19 protein-coding genes are annotated in these 13,909 nt (G+C 58.3%); 12 read left to right on the top strand and 7 right to left on the bottom strand.

Annotated features, from left to right (window positions below):
• The first annotated feature begins 55 nt into the window (after positions 1-55).
• From rpmH to mnmE, 5 genes are all read left to right on the top strand, one after another.
• Entirely contained in the window at positions 56-190 is a 135-nt protein-coding gene (gene rpmH / locus AC2VLR_RS11600) for a 50S ribosomal protein L34 (protein WP_024894327.1), read from the top strand.
• A gap of 4 nt (positions 191-194) precedes the next feature.
• Positions 195-545, top strand: a complete 351-nt coding sequence (rnpA, locus tag AC2VLR_RS11595) for a ribonuclease P protein component (RefSeq protein WP_486882252.1) — start codon at positions 195-197, stop codon at positions 543-545.
• A complete protein-coding gene (gene yidD / locus AC2VLR_RS11590; protein WP_215843952.1) occupies positions 542-757 on the top strand; it encodes a membrane protein insertion efficiency factor YidD in 216 nt (71 codons plus the stop codon). Before rnpA ends, yidD begins: the two co-directional genes overlap by 4 nt.
• 15 nt (positions 758-772) lie before the next feature.
• On the top strand, positions 773-2,374 hold the full coding sequence (gene yidC, locus AC2VLR_RS11585) for a membrane protein insertase YidC (RefSeq protein WP_486882251.1): 1,602 nt from the start codon (positions 773-775) through the stop codon (positions 2,372-2,374).
• Positions 2,375-2,437: 63 nt separating this feature from the next.
• Positions 2,438-3,796 carry a tRNA uridine-5-carboxymethylaminomethyl(34) synthesis GTPase MnmE gene (gene mnmE, locus AC2VLR_RS11580; RefSeq protein ID WP_486882250.1) on the top strand — a complete coding sequence of 453 codons (1,359 nt, stop codon included), beginning with the start codon at positions 2,438-2,440 and terminating at the stop codon, positions 3,794-3,796.
• Positions 3,797-3,856: 60 nt separating this feature from the next.
• Here mnmE and AC2VLR_RS11575 read toward each other — a convergent pair whose 3' ends face one another.
• Both AC2VLR_RS11575 and AC2VLR_RS11570 read right to left on the bottom strand, forming a co-directional pair.
• Positions 3,857-4,312 carry an Hsp20/alpha crystallin family protein gene (locus tag AC2VLR_RS11575; protein WP_486882249.1) on the bottom strand — a complete coding sequence of 152 codons (456 nt, stop codon included), beginning with the start codon at positions 4,310-4,312 and terminating at the stop codon, positions 3,857-3,859.
• A gap of 106 nt (positions 4,313-4,418) precedes the next feature.
• Positions 4,419-5,330 carry a lysophospholipid acyltransferase family protein gene (locus tag AC2VLR_RS11570; protein WP_486882248.1) on the bottom strand — a complete coding sequence of 304 codons (912 nt, stop codon included), beginning with the start codon at positions 5,328-5,330 and terminating at the stop codon, positions 4,419-4,421.
• Positions 5,331-5,445: 115 nt separating this feature from the next.
• Between AC2VLR_RS11570 and nadD the strand changes: the two genes are divergently transcribed.
• The 7 genes from nadD to rng all read left to right on the top strand — a co-directional run bounded on the left by nadD (position 5,446) and on the right by rng (position 10,395).
• Positions 5,446-6,102, top strand: a complete 657-nt coding sequence (gene nadD / locus AC2VLR_RS11565) for a nicotinate-nucleotide adenylyltransferase (RefSeq protein WP_486882253.1) — start codon at positions 5,446-5,448, stop codon at positions 6,100-6,102.
• Between the two features lie 24 nt (positions 6,103-6,126).
• The gene (rsfS, locus tag AC2VLR_RS11560) at positions 6,127-6,483 is read left to right on the top strand and encodes a ribosome silencing factor (protein ID WP_486882247.1); all 357 of its coding nucleotides are present in this window, start codon (positions 6,127-6,129) and stop codon (positions 6,481-6,483) included.
• Positions 6,484-6,566: 83 nt separating this feature from the next.
• Complete coding sequence (gene rlmH / locus AC2VLR_RS11555; RefSeq protein ID WP_486882246.1) at positions 6,567-6,962, top strand: 23S rRNA (pseudouridine(1915)-N(3))-methyltransferase RlmH; 396 nt, start codon at positions 6,567-6,569, stop codon at positions 6,960-6,962.
• 7 nt (positions 6,963-6,969) lie between these two features.
• Positions 6,970-7,407 (top strand): hypothetical protein, encoded by a 438-nt coding sequence (locus AC2VLR_RS11550; protein WP_368356286.1) that lies wholly within the window; start codon positions 6,970-6,972, stop codon positions 7,405-7,407.
• Complete coding sequence (locus AC2VLR_RS11545; RefSeq protein WP_486882245.1) at positions 7,407-8,312, top strand: hypothetical protein; 906 nt, start codon at positions 7,407-7,409, stop codon at positions 8,310-8,312. The genes AC2VLR_RS11550 and AC2VLR_RS11545 overlap by 1 nt, the downstream gene beginning before the upstream one ends.
• Positions 8,309-8,908 (top strand): Maf family protein, encoded by a 600-nt coding sequence (locus AC2VLR_RS11540; protein WP_486882244.1) that lies wholly within the window; start codon positions 8,309-8,311, stop codon positions 8,906-8,908. The genes AC2VLR_RS11545 and AC2VLR_RS11540 overlap by 4 nt, the downstream gene beginning before the upstream one ends.
• Positions 8,905-10,395 carry a ribonuclease G gene (rng, locus tag AC2VLR_RS11535; RefSeq protein WP_486882243.1) on the top strand — a complete coding sequence of 497 codons (1,491 nt, stop codon included), beginning with the start codon at positions 8,905-8,907 and terminating at the stop codon, positions 10,393-10,395. Before AC2VLR_RS11540 ends, rng begins: the two co-directional genes overlap by 4 nt.
• A gap of 23 nt (positions 10,396-10,418) precedes the next feature.
• Here rng and AC2VLR_RS11530 read toward each other — a convergent pair whose 3' ends face one another.
• Genes AC2VLR_RS11530 through thiD form a run of 5 tightly spaced genes read right to left on the bottom strand, consistent with a single transcriptional unit; the run spans position 10,419 to position 13,851 of the window.
• Positions 10,419-10,697 (bottom strand): ComEA family DNA-binding protein, encoded by a 279-nt coding sequence (locus AC2VLR_RS11530; RefSeq protein ID WP_486882242.1) that lies wholly within the window; start codon positions 10,695-10,697, stop codon positions 10,419-10,421.
• Positions 10,698-10,699: 2 nt separating this feature from the next.
• Positions 10,700-11,095 carry an HIT family protein gene (locus AC2VLR_RS11525; protein WP_486882241.1) on the bottom strand — a complete coding sequence of 132 codons (396 nt, stop codon included), beginning with the start codon at positions 11,093-11,095 and terminating at the stop codon, positions 10,700-10,702.
• Entirely contained in the window at positions 11,092-12,384 is a 1,293-nt protein-coding gene (gene hemL / locus AC2VLR_RS11520) for a glutamate-1-semialdehyde 2,1-aminomutase (RefSeq protein ID WP_486882240.1), read from the bottom strand. Before hemL ends, AC2VLR_RS11525 begins: the two co-directional genes overlap by 4 nt.
• A 2-nt stretch (positions 12,385-12,386) precedes the next feature.
• Positions 12,387-13,061 carry a thiamine phosphate synthase gene (thiE, locus tag AC2VLR_RS11515; RefSeq protein ID WP_486882239.1) on the bottom strand — a complete coding sequence of 225 codons (675 nt, stop codon included), beginning with the start codon at positions 13,059-13,061 and terminating at the stop codon, positions 12,387-12,389.
• On the bottom strand, positions 13,048-13,851 hold the full coding sequence (gene thiD / locus AC2VLR_RS11510; RefSeq protein ID WP_486882238.1) for a bifunctional hydroxymethylpyrimidine kinase/phosphomethylpyrimidine kinase: 804 nt from the start codon (positions 13,849-13,851) through the stop codon (positions 13,048-13,050). Before thiD ends, thiE begins: the two co-directional genes overlap by 14 nt.
• Between the last annotated feature and the right edge of the window lie 58 nt (positions 13,852-13,909).

Here is a 13,909-nt window from a genome sequence, read left to right as displayed (position 1 = left end):
GACAGCATCTCCTTATCTTCTCAGCCCTTAGGATTTACCCGCAGGAAGTGTTCCAATGAAGCGTACTTTTCAACCCAGCATTACCCATCGCAAGCGTACCCACGGCTTTCGTGCCCGTATGGCCACCAAGTCCGGACGTCTTGTTCTGAAACGTCGGCGCGCCAAGGGCCGTCAACGTCTCTGTCCGTAAGCGTATGCATCCGGCGCAGGCGCATCCACATCGCTTTACCCGCGAGGATCGCCTCCGCCAGAAAGCGCTCATCCAGCGCACCATTCAACAGGGGCGCAAAAAAGTTTTTCCCGAGTTGATCATGTATACCCTCCCCAATACCGTTTCCCATCCACGACTGGGTCTGGCCGTGAGCCGCAAGGTCGGGAATGCCGTGATACGTAACCGAGTCAAACGGCGTTTGCGGGAAGCTTTTCGCCTCCAGGAACAACGCTCGGCGGGGCAGGATGTGATGGTAGTGGCCCGGAACGGGGCGAAAAAGCTCAGCATGATGGCCATGGGGGTTTATTTCCGGCAACTGCTGAGGAAGGCATGAGCGCGCGTCGCGCCGCCGTAATCGCGGTTCGCACCTATCAATACGCCATCAGCCCCTTGCTGGGGCATCATTGCCGTTTTTATCCAACCTGCTCTGAATATACTTGCCAGGCCATTGAACGCTATGGCATTGCCAAAGGTTCCTGGCTAGGCATCAAACGCATCGGCCGCTGCCATCCCTGGCACGCAGGCGGTGTTGATCCTGTTCCTTAAACACACTGGGGCTCCATGGAAAATCAGAAAACCTTTCTTGTCATTGCCTTGGCCGTGGTCTTTTTTTTGTTGTTTCAGGCCTGGCAAGAACAAAATGCGCCAAAATCCGTGCCACCCGCTCCCAGTACGGTCAGCAAGGCGGTGTCGCCCAGCACCACGCCGCAGACCGCCCCGACAGTTTCCACACCACCCAGTGCTGCGCCGGTGGCTGCTCAGGCCATCGCCCCAGTCAATGGTCCGACGATTCCATTTGCAACCCGGGTTTTTACCGGTCAGATCAGCCTTCATGGTGGTGACATCCAGAGTCTCGGCCTGCGCGCTTATGCCACTGCCACCAGCAATCCCCAGCCTTACCCCATTCTCGATACCTCTCCGGCCAAACTGACCACCCAGCAAAGCGGCTTTATTGGTAGTGATGGACAGTTGCTGATTCCTCAATTTACCGAAGAAGCGCCGCATTCGGCTAACGCCGGTACTGTTGTCCTGAAAGGTAAAGCCGGGCCATTGACAGTCAGCAAGACTTGGACTTTCCAGCCGGACAGTTATCTGGCTGAAGAGCATATCGAGATTACCAATACCGGTACCCAGGCCTGGAACGGCAGTTATTTCGACCAGATTCTGCGCAACGACCGCGCCGAAAGCCATATGTTCATGTCCATTTTTACGGGCGCCGTGCTCATGCATAGCGGTAACTTCAGCGAGGTCAGCTTTGGGGACATGCGCGATCATCCTCGCCAGGAAGCTGGCCCCGGCTGGGCGGGAATGATGGATCACTATTTTCTGGCGGCGGTCCTGCCGCCTGAACAAGCCCATGTGCAGGTGTATGCCCGCCCCTCGGGAAGTAATTATGTGGCCGGGGTGAACACGCCTCTGCCGACTCTGGCGCCAGGGCAGAGTACCAGCATTACCCAGCAGGTTTTCCTCGGCCCCAAGCAGCAGAGCCGACTGGCCGCTCTGGGTCGGGGTCTGGAACAGACGGTGGATTATGGCTGGTTTGCCATCATCGCCGAACCCATGCACCTGGTCCTCAAGTGGTTTCATGGCCTGGTCGGCAACTGGGGTCTGGCCATCATTCTGCTGGTCATTGTCATCAAGGCGATTTTCTTTTATCCCTCAGCCATCAGTTACCGGTCCATGGCCAATATGCGCAAGCTTCAGCCCAAACTGGAAAAACTGAAAAAAGAATGTGGGGATGATCGCCAGAAACTCGGTGCCGCCATGATGGAGCTTTACCGCACGGAAAAGGTCAACCCGATGGCGGGCTGTTTGCCCATCCTGCTGCAAATGCCTTTTTTTATCGCCCTGTACTGGGTACTGGTGGAAAGTGTGTCCCTGCGTCAGGCACCGTTCATTCTCTGGATTCACGATCTGGCAGTGCCTGATCCTTACTACATCCTGCCGCTGCTGATGGGTATTTCCATGTTTTTCCAGCAACGTCTCAATCCCGCACCCGTCGATCCGATGCAGAAAAAAATCATGTCGGCACTACCGGTGATTTTCGCCGTGTTTTTCTCCTTTTTCCCGGCCGGTCTGGTGCTGTACTGGTTGACCAACAACGTTGTGTCCATTGGCCAACAGTATCTGATCACCCGCCATATCATGGCGGCCAAGGACTAGGCAGCAACAGCGCATTTCCGGGCCGGGCCTCTCCTGACCCGGCCTTCATAACAAGGTTCCGCGATGTCCTATGTACAGGGAGACACCATTGTTGCCATTGCCACCCCGCCCGGAGAAGGCGGGGTGGGTATCGTCCGCCTTTCCGGTCCGCAGGCCCTGCGGATTGGCCAGCGTCTCTGTGGTCAAAAACCCTCCAGCCCGCTCTGGCCAGCCCGACAGGCCCAATTTCGGCGCTTTTACAGTCCGGACGGGCTGGGGATAGATCACGGGATTACTCTCTATTTTCCCGCGCCCCATAGTTACACCGGAGAAGACGTGGTGGAGTTACAGGGACACGGTAGTCCTCTGGCCCTGGCCGCGTTGTTGCAGGCATGTGTAAAACACGGCGCCAGGGCCGCACGTCCCGGCGAATTTACCGAGAGGGCCTTTCTCAACGGGCGCATGGATCTGGCCCAGGCCGAGGCGGTAGCCGATCTCATTCATGCCCGTAGTGAAGCCCAGGCGCGCGCCGCTGCGGCCAGCCTGGAAGGCGTTTTTTCCAAAGCCGTAGCGGTCATACATGGACAATTATTGCAGCTTCTTGCTCTGGTAGAGGCTGGTCTGGACTTCAGCGAGGAGGATCTTGGCGCTGCTCACGACATAGCCATACATGAGGGGCTCATCGCTTTACAGCAGCAATTGCTGCAATTGCTGCAGCAAGCCGGGCAGGGCGCCCGCCTCGCCCGGGGCGGGCGGGTGATTATTGCCGGTCGTCCCAATGTGGGTAAATCCAGCCTGATGAATGCCCTGGCCCAACGCGATGCCGCCATTGTCACCCCGGTTCCGGGAACCACCCGTGATGTGCTGCGCGAGGAAATCCTGCTCGACGGGCTGCCCATCGAACTCATCGATACCGCAGGACTCCGGGAATCCGCTGATCTGGTAGAAGCCGAAGGTATTGCCCGCGCCCGGCAGATTCTCCACAGTGCCCAGCTGATATTACTGGTCGCTGATGCCCAGGCGGGCTGGCAGCAAGATGATCAGATTATTCTCGACGAATTACCAAGCATCTCCAAGCTACTCGTCTGGAACAAGCTGGATCTGGTCGACACCCTCTCAGAAGCTCCTACCGATGCCAGCTCCTGCGCCATTTCTGCCCTGACAGGGCAGGGGATGGCTGAGCTCAGGGCGCAGATCATGGTGCGAATGGGTATGGACCACAACGTCTGCGCCTTCAGCGCGCGGGAACGTCATGTGGAGGCTCTCGCCCGGGCAGGAGACAAAGTGGCGGAGGCCGTATGCCTGCAAAAGGCCGCCGGTCACCCCGAACTGCTGGCACAAAGCCTGCGCGAAGCTGCCCATGCTCTGGCTCAGGTCACTGGCAAAATCGATGTGGAAGACTTGCTCGGAGAGATTTTTTCGCGCTTCTGTATTGGCAAGTAAGCCATAAAAAATAGGCCGGATAAAGCACCGGCCCATTTATGAAGGCGTATTAATAAAACATTATTCTACGCTGATTTTGCGTCTTTTGGCGGACTCTGCCTTGGGTAGAACTAGTTCCAGAACACCGTCCTTGTATGCCGCCTTGCTCTGGCTGGCATCCACATCCACGGGTAGTTGTACCGTGCGTGAAAACTCTCCATAACGACGTTCACGATAAATATATTTACCTTCTTCTTCCGTCTTGTTCTCTTCCTTGCTGCCGCTGATGTACACCTGGTTACCATGCACCTGCACATCCAGCTTTTCCTTATCCATGCCAGGAACTTCCGCGCGAATCACAATCTCGTTGTCCCGATCCAGGACATCAATGCGGGCAATATGGGCTCTCGCGGCAGCTGACTGGTTACCGTTATTTACCGGACGAAAAACGCCGGGCAGCAAAGAGTCAAAAAACTGTTCAACGGGATCTACAGAACGCACTGCCTGGGGGGCCGATTTCACATTTTCATCAACCATGGGTATCTCCTTGTCTCAATCAGGGTGACCTGCTCACCATGCCCCATTTAATGGGGTCCCCCAAAAACATTTTCAAGACCCGGGAAATAAATTCCCGATACCGCAATCAATAAGGATAATCCCAACCTTCCGGCTGGTCCTTGAAACGGCGATGGACCCACCAGTACTGTTCCGGCGCCTTGCGAATGGCGCTTTCCAGCACGGTATTCATGGCCGTGGCGTCGGCCACCGCCTCGCCGGCCGGAAAGTTTTCGGGCATGGGCACAAATTCCAGACGAAATCCCTGCCCACGGGGCAGACGATAGGCAAAAAGACCAAACACCGGACTCTGGCGGCGCTGAGCCAGGCGTCCCAGTAGGGGGGTAGTACAGGCTGGCCGCCCGAAAAATGGCGCATAATCACCTTCCCGGGGGTCCACATTCTGGTCCGGCAAAATCCCCACCACCTGTTGACGCTGCAAAGTTTGCAAGAGGGGGCGGATGCCCTCTTCCTTGGCGGTCAAATGCGCACCGCTGCGTCCCCGGCCTGTCGCCATCAATTGATTCAGCGCTGGATTACGGGTTTCCATATAAAGCACCGTCACCGGCCAGCGCTGACCGATATATTGCACCGCTGCCTCCCAGGCCCCCAGGTGGGCGGTAAAGAGGATCACCCCGTGCCCCTGGGCCAGAGCCGCATCTACGGCCTCCACGCCAATGACTTCACGAATCAGTCCCAAGGCTCGGGGTAAGGGCCAGTACCACAAGGGGCCAAGCTCTAGGGCAGCCTGGCCCAGAGCGCGAAAATGCTGCAGCAGCAGAGTCTGCCGCTGGGCGGCAGGTAATTCGGGAAAGGCAATGGCCAGATTAGCGGCAACCACCCGCCGGGGACGGGACAAAATCCCTCGCGCGGTATCGCCCAGCACAGCCCCCAAAAATGCCCGCCATGCGGCCGGCAATAATGCGGCACAACGCAACATGCCCATAATCAACCACACCTGCACCCGCTGACCGAAACTAGCCTTGACTGAATTCCCCACTTGGATTCCTGATCGCTTTTACCATCGTCCCCATCATAGCCGCCGGACGGGCTTTTTGTCTGCCGCCCTTCCCGGCCGACTTCCCCCCGCCTTCGCCCTTCGCTATATTCAGATCATGAACATAAGCAAAGACCATGATCTGGTGATTTTGGGAGGAACTTTCGATCCCATCCACTACGGGCATCTGCGTGCCGTTGAGGAGGTCCGGCAGGCCCTGAAAATTGCCGAAGTGATGCTCATCCCCGCCGGACATCCGCCCCATCGTAAAAGCCCCTGGGCCGCCGCCCCCCATCGTCTGGCCATGACCCGCATTGCCGTCGCCCATCATCCCCGCTTCACGGTGAGCGACCGGGAAGTCCACCGTGAAGGGCCATCCTATACCGTGGATACCTTGCGCAGCCTGCGTCAGGAACGGCCCGATGCCCTGCTGGCCATGGTCATTGGCATGGATGCCTTTTTACGATTTGATACCTGGCGGGACTGGCAGGAGATTCTCGCATTGACGCACCTGATCGTCACCGGAAGACCCGGCTGGCCAGCGGCAGAGCTTCCCGAAGCCCTGCGCCAAACCCTCTACCAGCGGCGTTGTGACGATATCCAGCAACTGCACCAGCAATCTGCCGGTTTCATTTTTTTTCAGACCATCACCGCCCTGGAGATTTCCGCAACCAGCATTCGCAGCCTGCTGGCCAACGGTCAAAGTCCGCGCTTTCTGTTACCCGACGAAGTATTGGATTATATTGAGCGTGAGGGGCTCTATCAAAGCCCGTAAATCGACATAAAAGGACTCTTGCACTTGGCGACAGCAGAAAACCTCCGCGATTTGATCGTGACCGTTCTCGATGAACACAAAGCTCTGGATATCAAAACCATCGACGTCCGCCAGCAAACGGATATCACCGACTATCTGATTATTGCCTCCGGTACTTCCGACCGCCATCTCAAGGCGCTGGCGGATCATGTCATGGCGCGCATGCGCGAAGAGGGGGTCCGTCCTCTGGGCAAGGAAGGTCTCAGCGTGGGGGACTGGGCTTTGGTGGATATGGGCGATGTCGTGGTCCATGTCATGCGCCCTGAGGTCCGTGATTTCTATCAACTGGAACGCCTCTGGGGAGAACTTCCGCAGCTGCGCGGTCAAAAAGAACGCCACTGACTGATCATGCGGTTGCGCATTCTGGCCATCGGCACCAAAATGCCTGCCTGGGTGGACAGTGGCGTGGCAGAATATGCCGCCGAATGCCTCCCCAATGTCGGGTAGAGTGGCTGGCCCTGCCCATGGCCAAGCGCGGCAAAAGTGGCGATCCGCTGCGCTGGCGCAAAGAGGAAGGCGAGCGGCTGCACCATGCCACACCCGCAGGCTCCGAAATCGTTGCCCTCGAGGTCGGGGGCAAAATGCTCAGTAGTGAAGCCCTGGCACAGCGGATGGATGGCTGGTTTCTGGGGGGCCGCGACGTGACGTTCTGGGTTGGCGGACCGGACGGGCTGGATCCCGATCTGCGCGCCGACTGGCAATGGTCCCTGTCCCCCCTGACCCTGGCGCACCCGGTAGTGCGCGTGGTCCTGGCCGAACAACTCTACCGCGCCTGGAGTATTCAGGCCGGATTACCTTATCATCGTGGCGCAGAGGAGTAACGCTGACGTGAAACAATTATGGAAAAACCCCATGACCATCCGGATCGGTGTGGTCCTGTTCCTGAGTGTCGGGCTGAGCGCCTGTGCACAGATGGTGGAAGTCAGTCCCCAGCAGAGCAGTTCCGACGCCATTGCCGTACAGGCCGGAAGGGAAAGAATTCTGGCCCTTTCACCGGCAGTCAATGACAGCGAGCTGGTTCCCGCCAAGCGCGCCCTGACCGCAGCGCAATCTGCCCAGTCGCGGGGCGAATATCTCCTTGCCGAACGCGAAACCCTGCTGGCAAAAGTCCTACTCGACAATATCCAAGCCCGCCTCAATGCTTCTCCCCAGGATAGCCAGCGCCAGGCACTGCAAGGTCAAATCGCCAATTTGCAAAGCCAGATCGCCTCGACCCATCAGCAAATCGACGCCACCAAGGCACAAATCGCCAAGGAGTCCCAATAATGCGCGCCCATGCCCTGATTGCCGCCACCCTGCTGTTCACCTGGCCGGTGCTGGCCAGCGCCGATGTCGCTACCACCCGGGTACTACAACAATCCTTGCAGCGCCTGCAAAATGCCCAGCGCAGCGGTCCGGCCATTCCTCCTGAAACCTTGTCAAAACTGCAGGAAACCCTGCAAATGATGACCCGCGATCAAGTGGATCCCGGGCTATTTCAGGTCGATAAGGCCATTTTTGACGCGCGCATGGCGGGGCTGCAGGCGCAACGCCAAAGAAGCCATCAGCAGACCAGTCTCCATAAGCTTCAGGAGCAGGTGCAATCCCTGAGCAAACAGCATCAGGCGTTGCAGAGTGAATACGCCCGGTTGCGTCAACAGCTGGCCAGCAAAACCATGACGGGTGCTCAAACCCAGCATTTGCAAGCGGAAATCCAGCAGCAAAAACAGATGTTGCAGGCCGAAGAACAACATTTGGCGAATCTCGCCAAACAACCGCAAAGCACTGTCAGCCAGGCACCCAGCAGTTCCGTCAGCAGCAGCAATGCCGCTCTGCCGTCCTATGGCAAGGCCTTGACCGTGTATGCCCAGGTCCGGGCTGCCAGCGATGGGGTCCATGTCAGCATGCCCGCCGACAGCCTGTTCGGCAGTGATAACCGTTTGAGTCAGGATGGCGAGCAACGCCTGCAGGCTATTTCCCGAATCCTCAAGCAAAGTAACGCCCGGGAAATCCTGGTGCGAGTCGCTCCTCAACCCCTTGGTGCCAATGCTGCCACCCAGCGGGCGGAAAGCATTTTGCGCAGCCTGCGCCGCAATGGGGTGCCGGATCAGTCTCTGGCCCTGGCCACGGGTTCCGGTCTGCCTGCCGGCAGTGCCGAACTGCTCCTGGTGAATGCCAGTCCGACCTCGTGAGTCGTCTAATTCTGGCATCTGCCTCGCCGCGCCGCCTGGCACTGCTCCAGCAGCTGGGTTATGCCCCGGAGGTACAGGTAGCGGACGTGGATGAAACACCCCACGCCGGAGAGTCTCCGCAAGTATTGGCACAGCGCCTGGCGCGGAGCAAAGCCCTGGCGGTGGCCACAGCGTATCCCCAAGATCTGGTACTGGCGGCGGACACCGTGGTAGCTCTGGGACAGCAGGCCTTTGGCAAAGCTCGGGATGCGGCCGCTGCCTATGCCATGTACGAACAGCTTGGTGGTCGGGAGCATCAGGTATTTACAGCTATTGCTCTGGTACAGGATGGTCAGATTCATACGCAGTTGCAGAGCAGCAGAGTCCAGCTGCGCGCGCTGACCGACCAGGAAATGCAGGCCTATTGGGCCAGCGGGGAACCCGCCGACAAGGCTGGTGCCTATGCCATCCAGGGACTGGGTGCCATCTTCGTGGAGAACCTGCAGGGCTCTTTCAGCGGGGTCATGGGTCTGCCCCTTTTTGAAACGGCCCGACTTTTGTCCCATTGTGGTTTCCCACCCCCCGTACTGGCCCCATTACCCGCAGGTTCTCTATGAGCGAAGAACTCCTCATTAACGTCACGCCCCAGGAAATCCGGGTCGCCCTGGTAGACAACGGTGTCCTCCAGGAACTGCAGGTAGAACGCAGCGGTCATCGCGGCCTGGTCGGGAATATCTACAAAGGCGTGGTCTGCCGGGTGCTGCCGGGTATGCAAGCGGCTTTTGTCGATGTCGGGCTGGATCGCACCGCTTTTCTGCACGCCGCCGACATTCAGGATGACAGTGAAGAGCTGCAGGGTGAAACTGATATCGAAACCCGTCCCGGCCACCACGAAATCCGTAATGTATGCACCCTGCTGCATGAAGGCCAGGAAGTGCTGGTGCAAGTCATCAAGGATCCCGTCGGTAGCAAGGGCGCACGTTTGACCACCCGCATCACCCTTCCTGGAAGATATCTGGTGTATATGCCCTTTGTTCCCCGCCTCGGGGTTTCCACCCGCATTGAATCGCCGGATGAACGATCCCGTCTCAAGGACGAACTCAAGGCCGTCATTCCCGGCGATGAGGCGGGGGGATATATTATCCGGACCCTTGCCGAAGGCGTCGAGCGTCAGGATTTTGCTGGCGACATCGACTTCCTGCGGCGCTTGTGGAGATCCATCCGCCGACAACTGGAAGACAGCACAGCACCTTGCCAGATTCACAGCGATCTCAATCTCGCCATGCGCATGATGCGGGATGTCATGTCCGACAATATCGAGCGGGTGCGCATCGACTCCCGGGAAACCTATGAAGCAGCGGTGCATTTCTGTCAGGGTGTCATTCCCGAAGTCGCCGATCGCATGGAACATTACAGCGGGGAAAGGCCTCTTTTTGATTTGTACAATGTGGAAGACGAAATCGAAAGAGCCCTGCAGAGTCGGGTCACCCTCAAGTCCGGCGCTTATCTGATCATCGACCAGACCGAGGCGCTGACCACGGTGGATGTGAATACCGGCGGTTTTGTCGGGCGTCGCAATCAGGAAGACACCATTTTCAAAACCAATCTGGAAGCCGCCGCCGCCATTGCCCGGCAAATGCGCTTGCGCAATATCGGCGGGATGATCATCATTGATTTCATTGACATGGATGATGACGAACACAAAAGACGGGTGCAGCGCGCCCTGGAAAAAGCCATCCAGAATGATCGCACCCGCTGCAACATCACCCAAATCTCAGCGCTTGGCCTGGTGGAAATGACCCGCAAGCGCACCCGCGAAAGTCTTCGCCAAACCCTCTGCGAACCCTGTTCCTACTGCCACGGCCGGGGTTTTCTCAAGACCGCCGAAACCATCTGCTACGAGATTCTGCGGGAAATCGTCCGGGAAAGCCGGGCCTATCCCGCCGAACGCTTCGTCGTCCTCGCTTCACAAATGGTCATGGACAAACTGCTGGATGAAGAAAGCACCAGCCTTGCCGCCCTGGAAGAATTCATCGGCCGCCCCATCAAGGTCCAGGCAGAAGCCACCTACACCCAGGAGCAGTACGATATCATCCTGATGTGAGTACTCCGATGGTGCTGGCCGCCTCAATCGGCCGACTGAGTAATAATCTGTGGCCGCAGGCGGGCGACGATTTTCGGGCTAAGTACAGCACCCAGGGCGGCGGGTCCCGGAAAGGGACCGTGGGCCTCACGAAAAACGACGATGGCCGCCGCCCGTTTTTTACCCACGCCTTTCAGACAGCGCAACTGCTCGACACCGGCCTGATTGATATTGACCTGGGCCGGACAGTTTTTGCCCTTGGCCCAGGCCAGATGGCAGCTCAACAACAGCATCAGGCCCAGCAGGACAGCGTTGCGCAGCATGCTCAGTGCTGTAGCGCTGCGCGAATCTGCTCGCCCATGGCGGCCAGATCCTGCGCCGGGGTGTCCCTGGCATGGGCAAAATTCAGGTCCGGAATGGCATTCATAGGAATCAGATGCACATGGGTGTGAGGGACCTCCAGCCCGGCAACCATCACCCCAACGCGTTTGCAGCCCGTAACCTTTTCCAGGGCCGGGACCACCCGCTTGGCAAAGGGGAGCAGCCCCGCCAGGGTGGGATCATCCAGGGTAAATAGATAATCATGCTCTTTTTTGGGGATGACCAGGGTATGTCCGGGGCGTACCGGGCGGATATCCAGAAAGGCCAGATAATGCTCGTCTTCCAGCAGTTTCTGGGCAGGGATTTCTCCCTGGATGATGCGGGTAAAGAGGGTAGTCATTGCTTCTCCTTCAACTCTGCCAGAACCTGTTCTGCAGCATCCAGGGTGGCGGCAATTTCAGCATCACCGTGGGCTGCGGAAAGAAAGCCCGCTTCATAGGCGCTGGGGGCCAGATAAACCCCCCGCGCCAGCAGGCCATGAAAAAATTGCGCATAGCGCTGACTATCGGCACGCATCACCGCATCAAAGCTGCGAACCGGCTCGTCACTGAAAAACCAGCCGAACATGGCAGGAACCTGATTGATTTGCATGGGAATACCGGCTGCCTGGGCGCGCTCGGCGAGGCCCGTGCATAATTTTCGGGTTTGTCGGGCCAGTTGTTCGTGAAATCCGGGAGCGGTCAGCAGGCGCAGGGTCTGCAGACCGGCCGCCATGGCTACCGGATTTCCCGACAGCGTTCCCGCCTGGTACACCGGGCCATTGGGAGCCAGATATTCCATGATGTCGCGGGGCCCTCCTACCGCTCCCACCGGTAATCCGCCGCCGATGATTTTACCGAAAGTCGTCAAATCCGGACGAACCCCGTAAAGACTCTGGGCACCCCCCAAAGCCACCCGGAAACCGGTCATCACTTCATCAAATATCAACACACATTCGTATTGATCACAGAGCGCGCGCAGCCCCTCCAGAAAACCCGGCTCGGGCGGGACGCAACCCATATTCCCGGCGACGGGCTCGACAATGATGGTGGCTATATCAAAGCCGTACTGCTGCATCATGGCTTCTATGGCGGACAAGTCATTATAGGGAAGCACCAGGGTGTCCTGACTGACCTCCCGGGGAATACCGGCGCTGGAAGGCTGCCCCAAAGTCAGGGCACCGGAGCCCGCCTTGACCAACAGGCTGTCACTATGACCATGATAGTTTCCCTCAAATTTAATGATTTTATCGCGGCCGGTATAACCCCGGGCCAGACGGATGGCCGTCATGACTGCTTCGGTGCCACTGGAAGTCATACGCACCGACTCCATGCCGGGAACCAGCGCACAGACCATTTCGGCCATATCCACTTCAATGGCCGTAGGCGCCCCAAAACCCAACCCCTTCTCGACCTGGGCATGCACTGCGGCGCGGACTTCGGGATGATTGTGACCGAGAATCATCGGCCCCCAGGAGCCGACATAGTCAATATAGCGCTTACCCTCCACGTCCCAAAAACAAGCCCCTTCGGCGTGATCGATAAATACCGGATCCCCGCCCACGCCGCGAAAGGCGCGCACCGGAGAATTGACACCACCGGGAATACACTGCTGGGCTGCCTGAAATAAAGCGTGTGAAGTCTGGGTCATTATTACTCCTTGGATTTGTTTCTTGAATCATCAAACAAGGCCGCGAAGCGCCGGGCTGCCTGCTCTACCTCGCCGACCGACGGCGGCGCAAATACTCCGGAAATCACCGCCAAGGCATCAGCACCGGCGGCGATCAGTTGGCTGCCATTATCCTCTGTAATGCCGCCGATGGCGACCAGAGGCATCTTCAGCTCTGCCCGTGCCGTTTGCAAAACGTGCAGATCCACCCGTGTTGCCCGGGGTTTGCTGGGCGAGGGGAAAAAGGCGCCAAAGGCGACATAATCGGCGCCATCCCGGACCGCCTGTCGGGCTTTGTCCAGGGAGGCATAGCAGGACACGCCGATGCACAGTTGCGGACCGAATGCGTCTCGCAAAGCTGCCACCGGGGCATCCTCTGCGCCCACATGCAGCGCGGGCGCCTGCACGACCCTGGCCAGCTCTGGGTCATCATTGACCACGAACAGGGCATCATACTGCGCGCACAAATCGCGAAGGGCGCCGGCCTGCTGGCGGCGCCGCTCTCCGTCTCTCAGGGGATCCCCTTTATCTCGATACTGGAGGATACGCGCCCCGCCGCGCAAGGCCGCTTCGGCCTTTTCCAGAAAAACCGGCTCCGGCATCCAGTGTGCGTCGGTGATAACATATAAACCGGCGATGGCATGTTTACCCCTGTTCATGGGCATCCTGTACGGCTTCGCGCTGATGAAAGCGTCTGGGAAAATACTGACCGCGTCCCAGAGGGTAGGCCTGGCGCAAGGCTGCGTGGGTAAAGTCGAGGGCCTCCTGCACCGCCTGCTGCAGCTCCACCCCCTTGGCCAGCCCTGCAGCAATGGCCGAAGCCAGGGTACATCCCGACCCATGATAATGCTGTGGCAGCCACTGCTGATAAAAAATCTGCTGCAGGCTTTCCTGATGATACAGGCGATTTTCCAGTTCCGGAGTATCCCCATGGCCTCCGGTGATCAGCACCCAGGGCGCGCCTTGCTGATTGAGCCACGCACCCGCGCTTTCCAGGTCCCGAACATCGGCCAGCAACAGCGCCTCCGGTGCGTTGGGGGTAAGAATGGTGATTTTGGGCAGAAGCCGGTGAATCATTGCCTCACGTAGTCCGGCCAGCGCTAGGGAAGTACCGCCCCCAGCTGCCATGACCGGGTCCAGTACCACGGGAATATCTGGATACTGCTCCAGCCAGTCCGCCAGCGCCGTAACCATTTCCGCAGATCCCAGCATGCCGATTTTGATCACCCGCACCGGTATATCGTCCATAATGGCCTGGGCCTGTTGCAGACATTCCTTCGGTGGCACCAGACTAAAGCATTGGACATTGACGGAATCCTGCACCGTCAGTGCGGTGATGGCCGTACAGCCATGCACACCCAGACCGGCAAGAGTCAGCAGATCCGCCTGAATGCCAGCACCCGCGCTGGGATCCGAACCACCAACACTGAGAACTACCGGGGGATGCATGGACAACCCGCAAAACCGGCAGGAAAATTGCTTTTATTTGCCACGTAGATCCTATCCT

The organism is Acidithiobacillus sp. TH-A117 (genome assembly GCF_057473465.1).
This window is presented reverse-complemented; position numbering and strand designations above follow the sequence as displayed.

Excerpts from the sequence above, each read along its gene's own strand:
- rpmH (WP_024894327.1), top strand. The coding sequence starts at position 56 with ATGAAGCGTACTTTTCAACCCAGCATTACCCATCGCAAGCGTACCCAC.
- rnpA (WP_486882252.1), top strand. The coding sequence starts at position 195 with ATGCATCCGGCGCAGGCGCATCCACATCGCTTTACCCGCGAGGATCGC.
- yidD (WP_215843952.1), top strand. The coding sequence starts at position 542 with ATGAGCGCGCGTCGCGCCGCCGTAATCGCGGTTCGCACCTATCAATAC.
- yidC (WP_486882251.1), top strand. The coding sequence starts at position 773 with ATGGAAAATCAGAAAACCTTTCTTGTCATTGCCTTGGCCGTGGTCTTT.
- mnmE (WP_486882250.1), top strand. The coding sequence starts at position 2,438 with ATGTCCTATGTACAGGGAGACACCATTGTTGCCATTGCCACCCCGCCC.
- AC2VLR_RS11575 (WP_486882249.1), bottom strand. The coding sequence starts at position 4,312 with ATGGTTGATGAAAATGTGAAATCGGCCCCCCAGGCAGTGCGTTCTGTA.
- nadD (WP_486882253.1), top strand. The coding sequence starts at position 5,446 with ATGAACATAAGCAAAGACCATGATCTGGTGATTTTGGGAGGAACTTTC.
- rlmH (WP_486882246.1), top strand. The coding sequence starts at position 6,567 with ATGCCTCCCCAATGTCGGGTAGAGTGGCTGGCCCTGCCCATGGCCAAG.
- AC2VLR_RS11545 (WP_486882245.1), top strand. The coding sequence starts at position 7,407 with ATGCGCGCCCATGCCCTGATTGCCGCCACCCTGCTGTTCACCTGGCCG.
- rng (WP_486882243.1), top strand. The coding sequence starts at position 8,905 with ATGAGCGAAGAACTCCTCATTAACGTCACGCCCCAGGAAATCCGGGTC.
- AC2VLR_RS11530 (WP_486882242.1), bottom strand. The coding sequence starts at position 10,697 with ATGCTGCGCAACGCTGTCCTGCTGGGCCTGATGCTGTTGTTGAGCTGC.
- AC2VLR_RS11525 (WP_486882241.1), bottom strand. The coding sequence starts at position 11,095 with ATGACTACCCTCTTTACCCGCATCATCCAGGGAGAAATCCCTGCCCAG.
- hemL (WP_486882240.1), bottom strand. The coding sequence starts at position 12,384 with ATGACCCAGACTTCACACGCTTTATTTCAGGCAGCCCAGCAGTGTATT.
- thiE (WP_486882239.1), bottom strand. The coding sequence starts at position 13,061 with ATGAACAGGGGTAAACATGCCATCGCCGGTTTATATGTTATCACCGAC.
- thiD (WP_486882238.1), bottom strand. The coding sequence starts at position 13,851 with ATGCATCCCCCGGTAGTTCTCAGTGTTGGTGGTTCGGATCCCAGCGCG.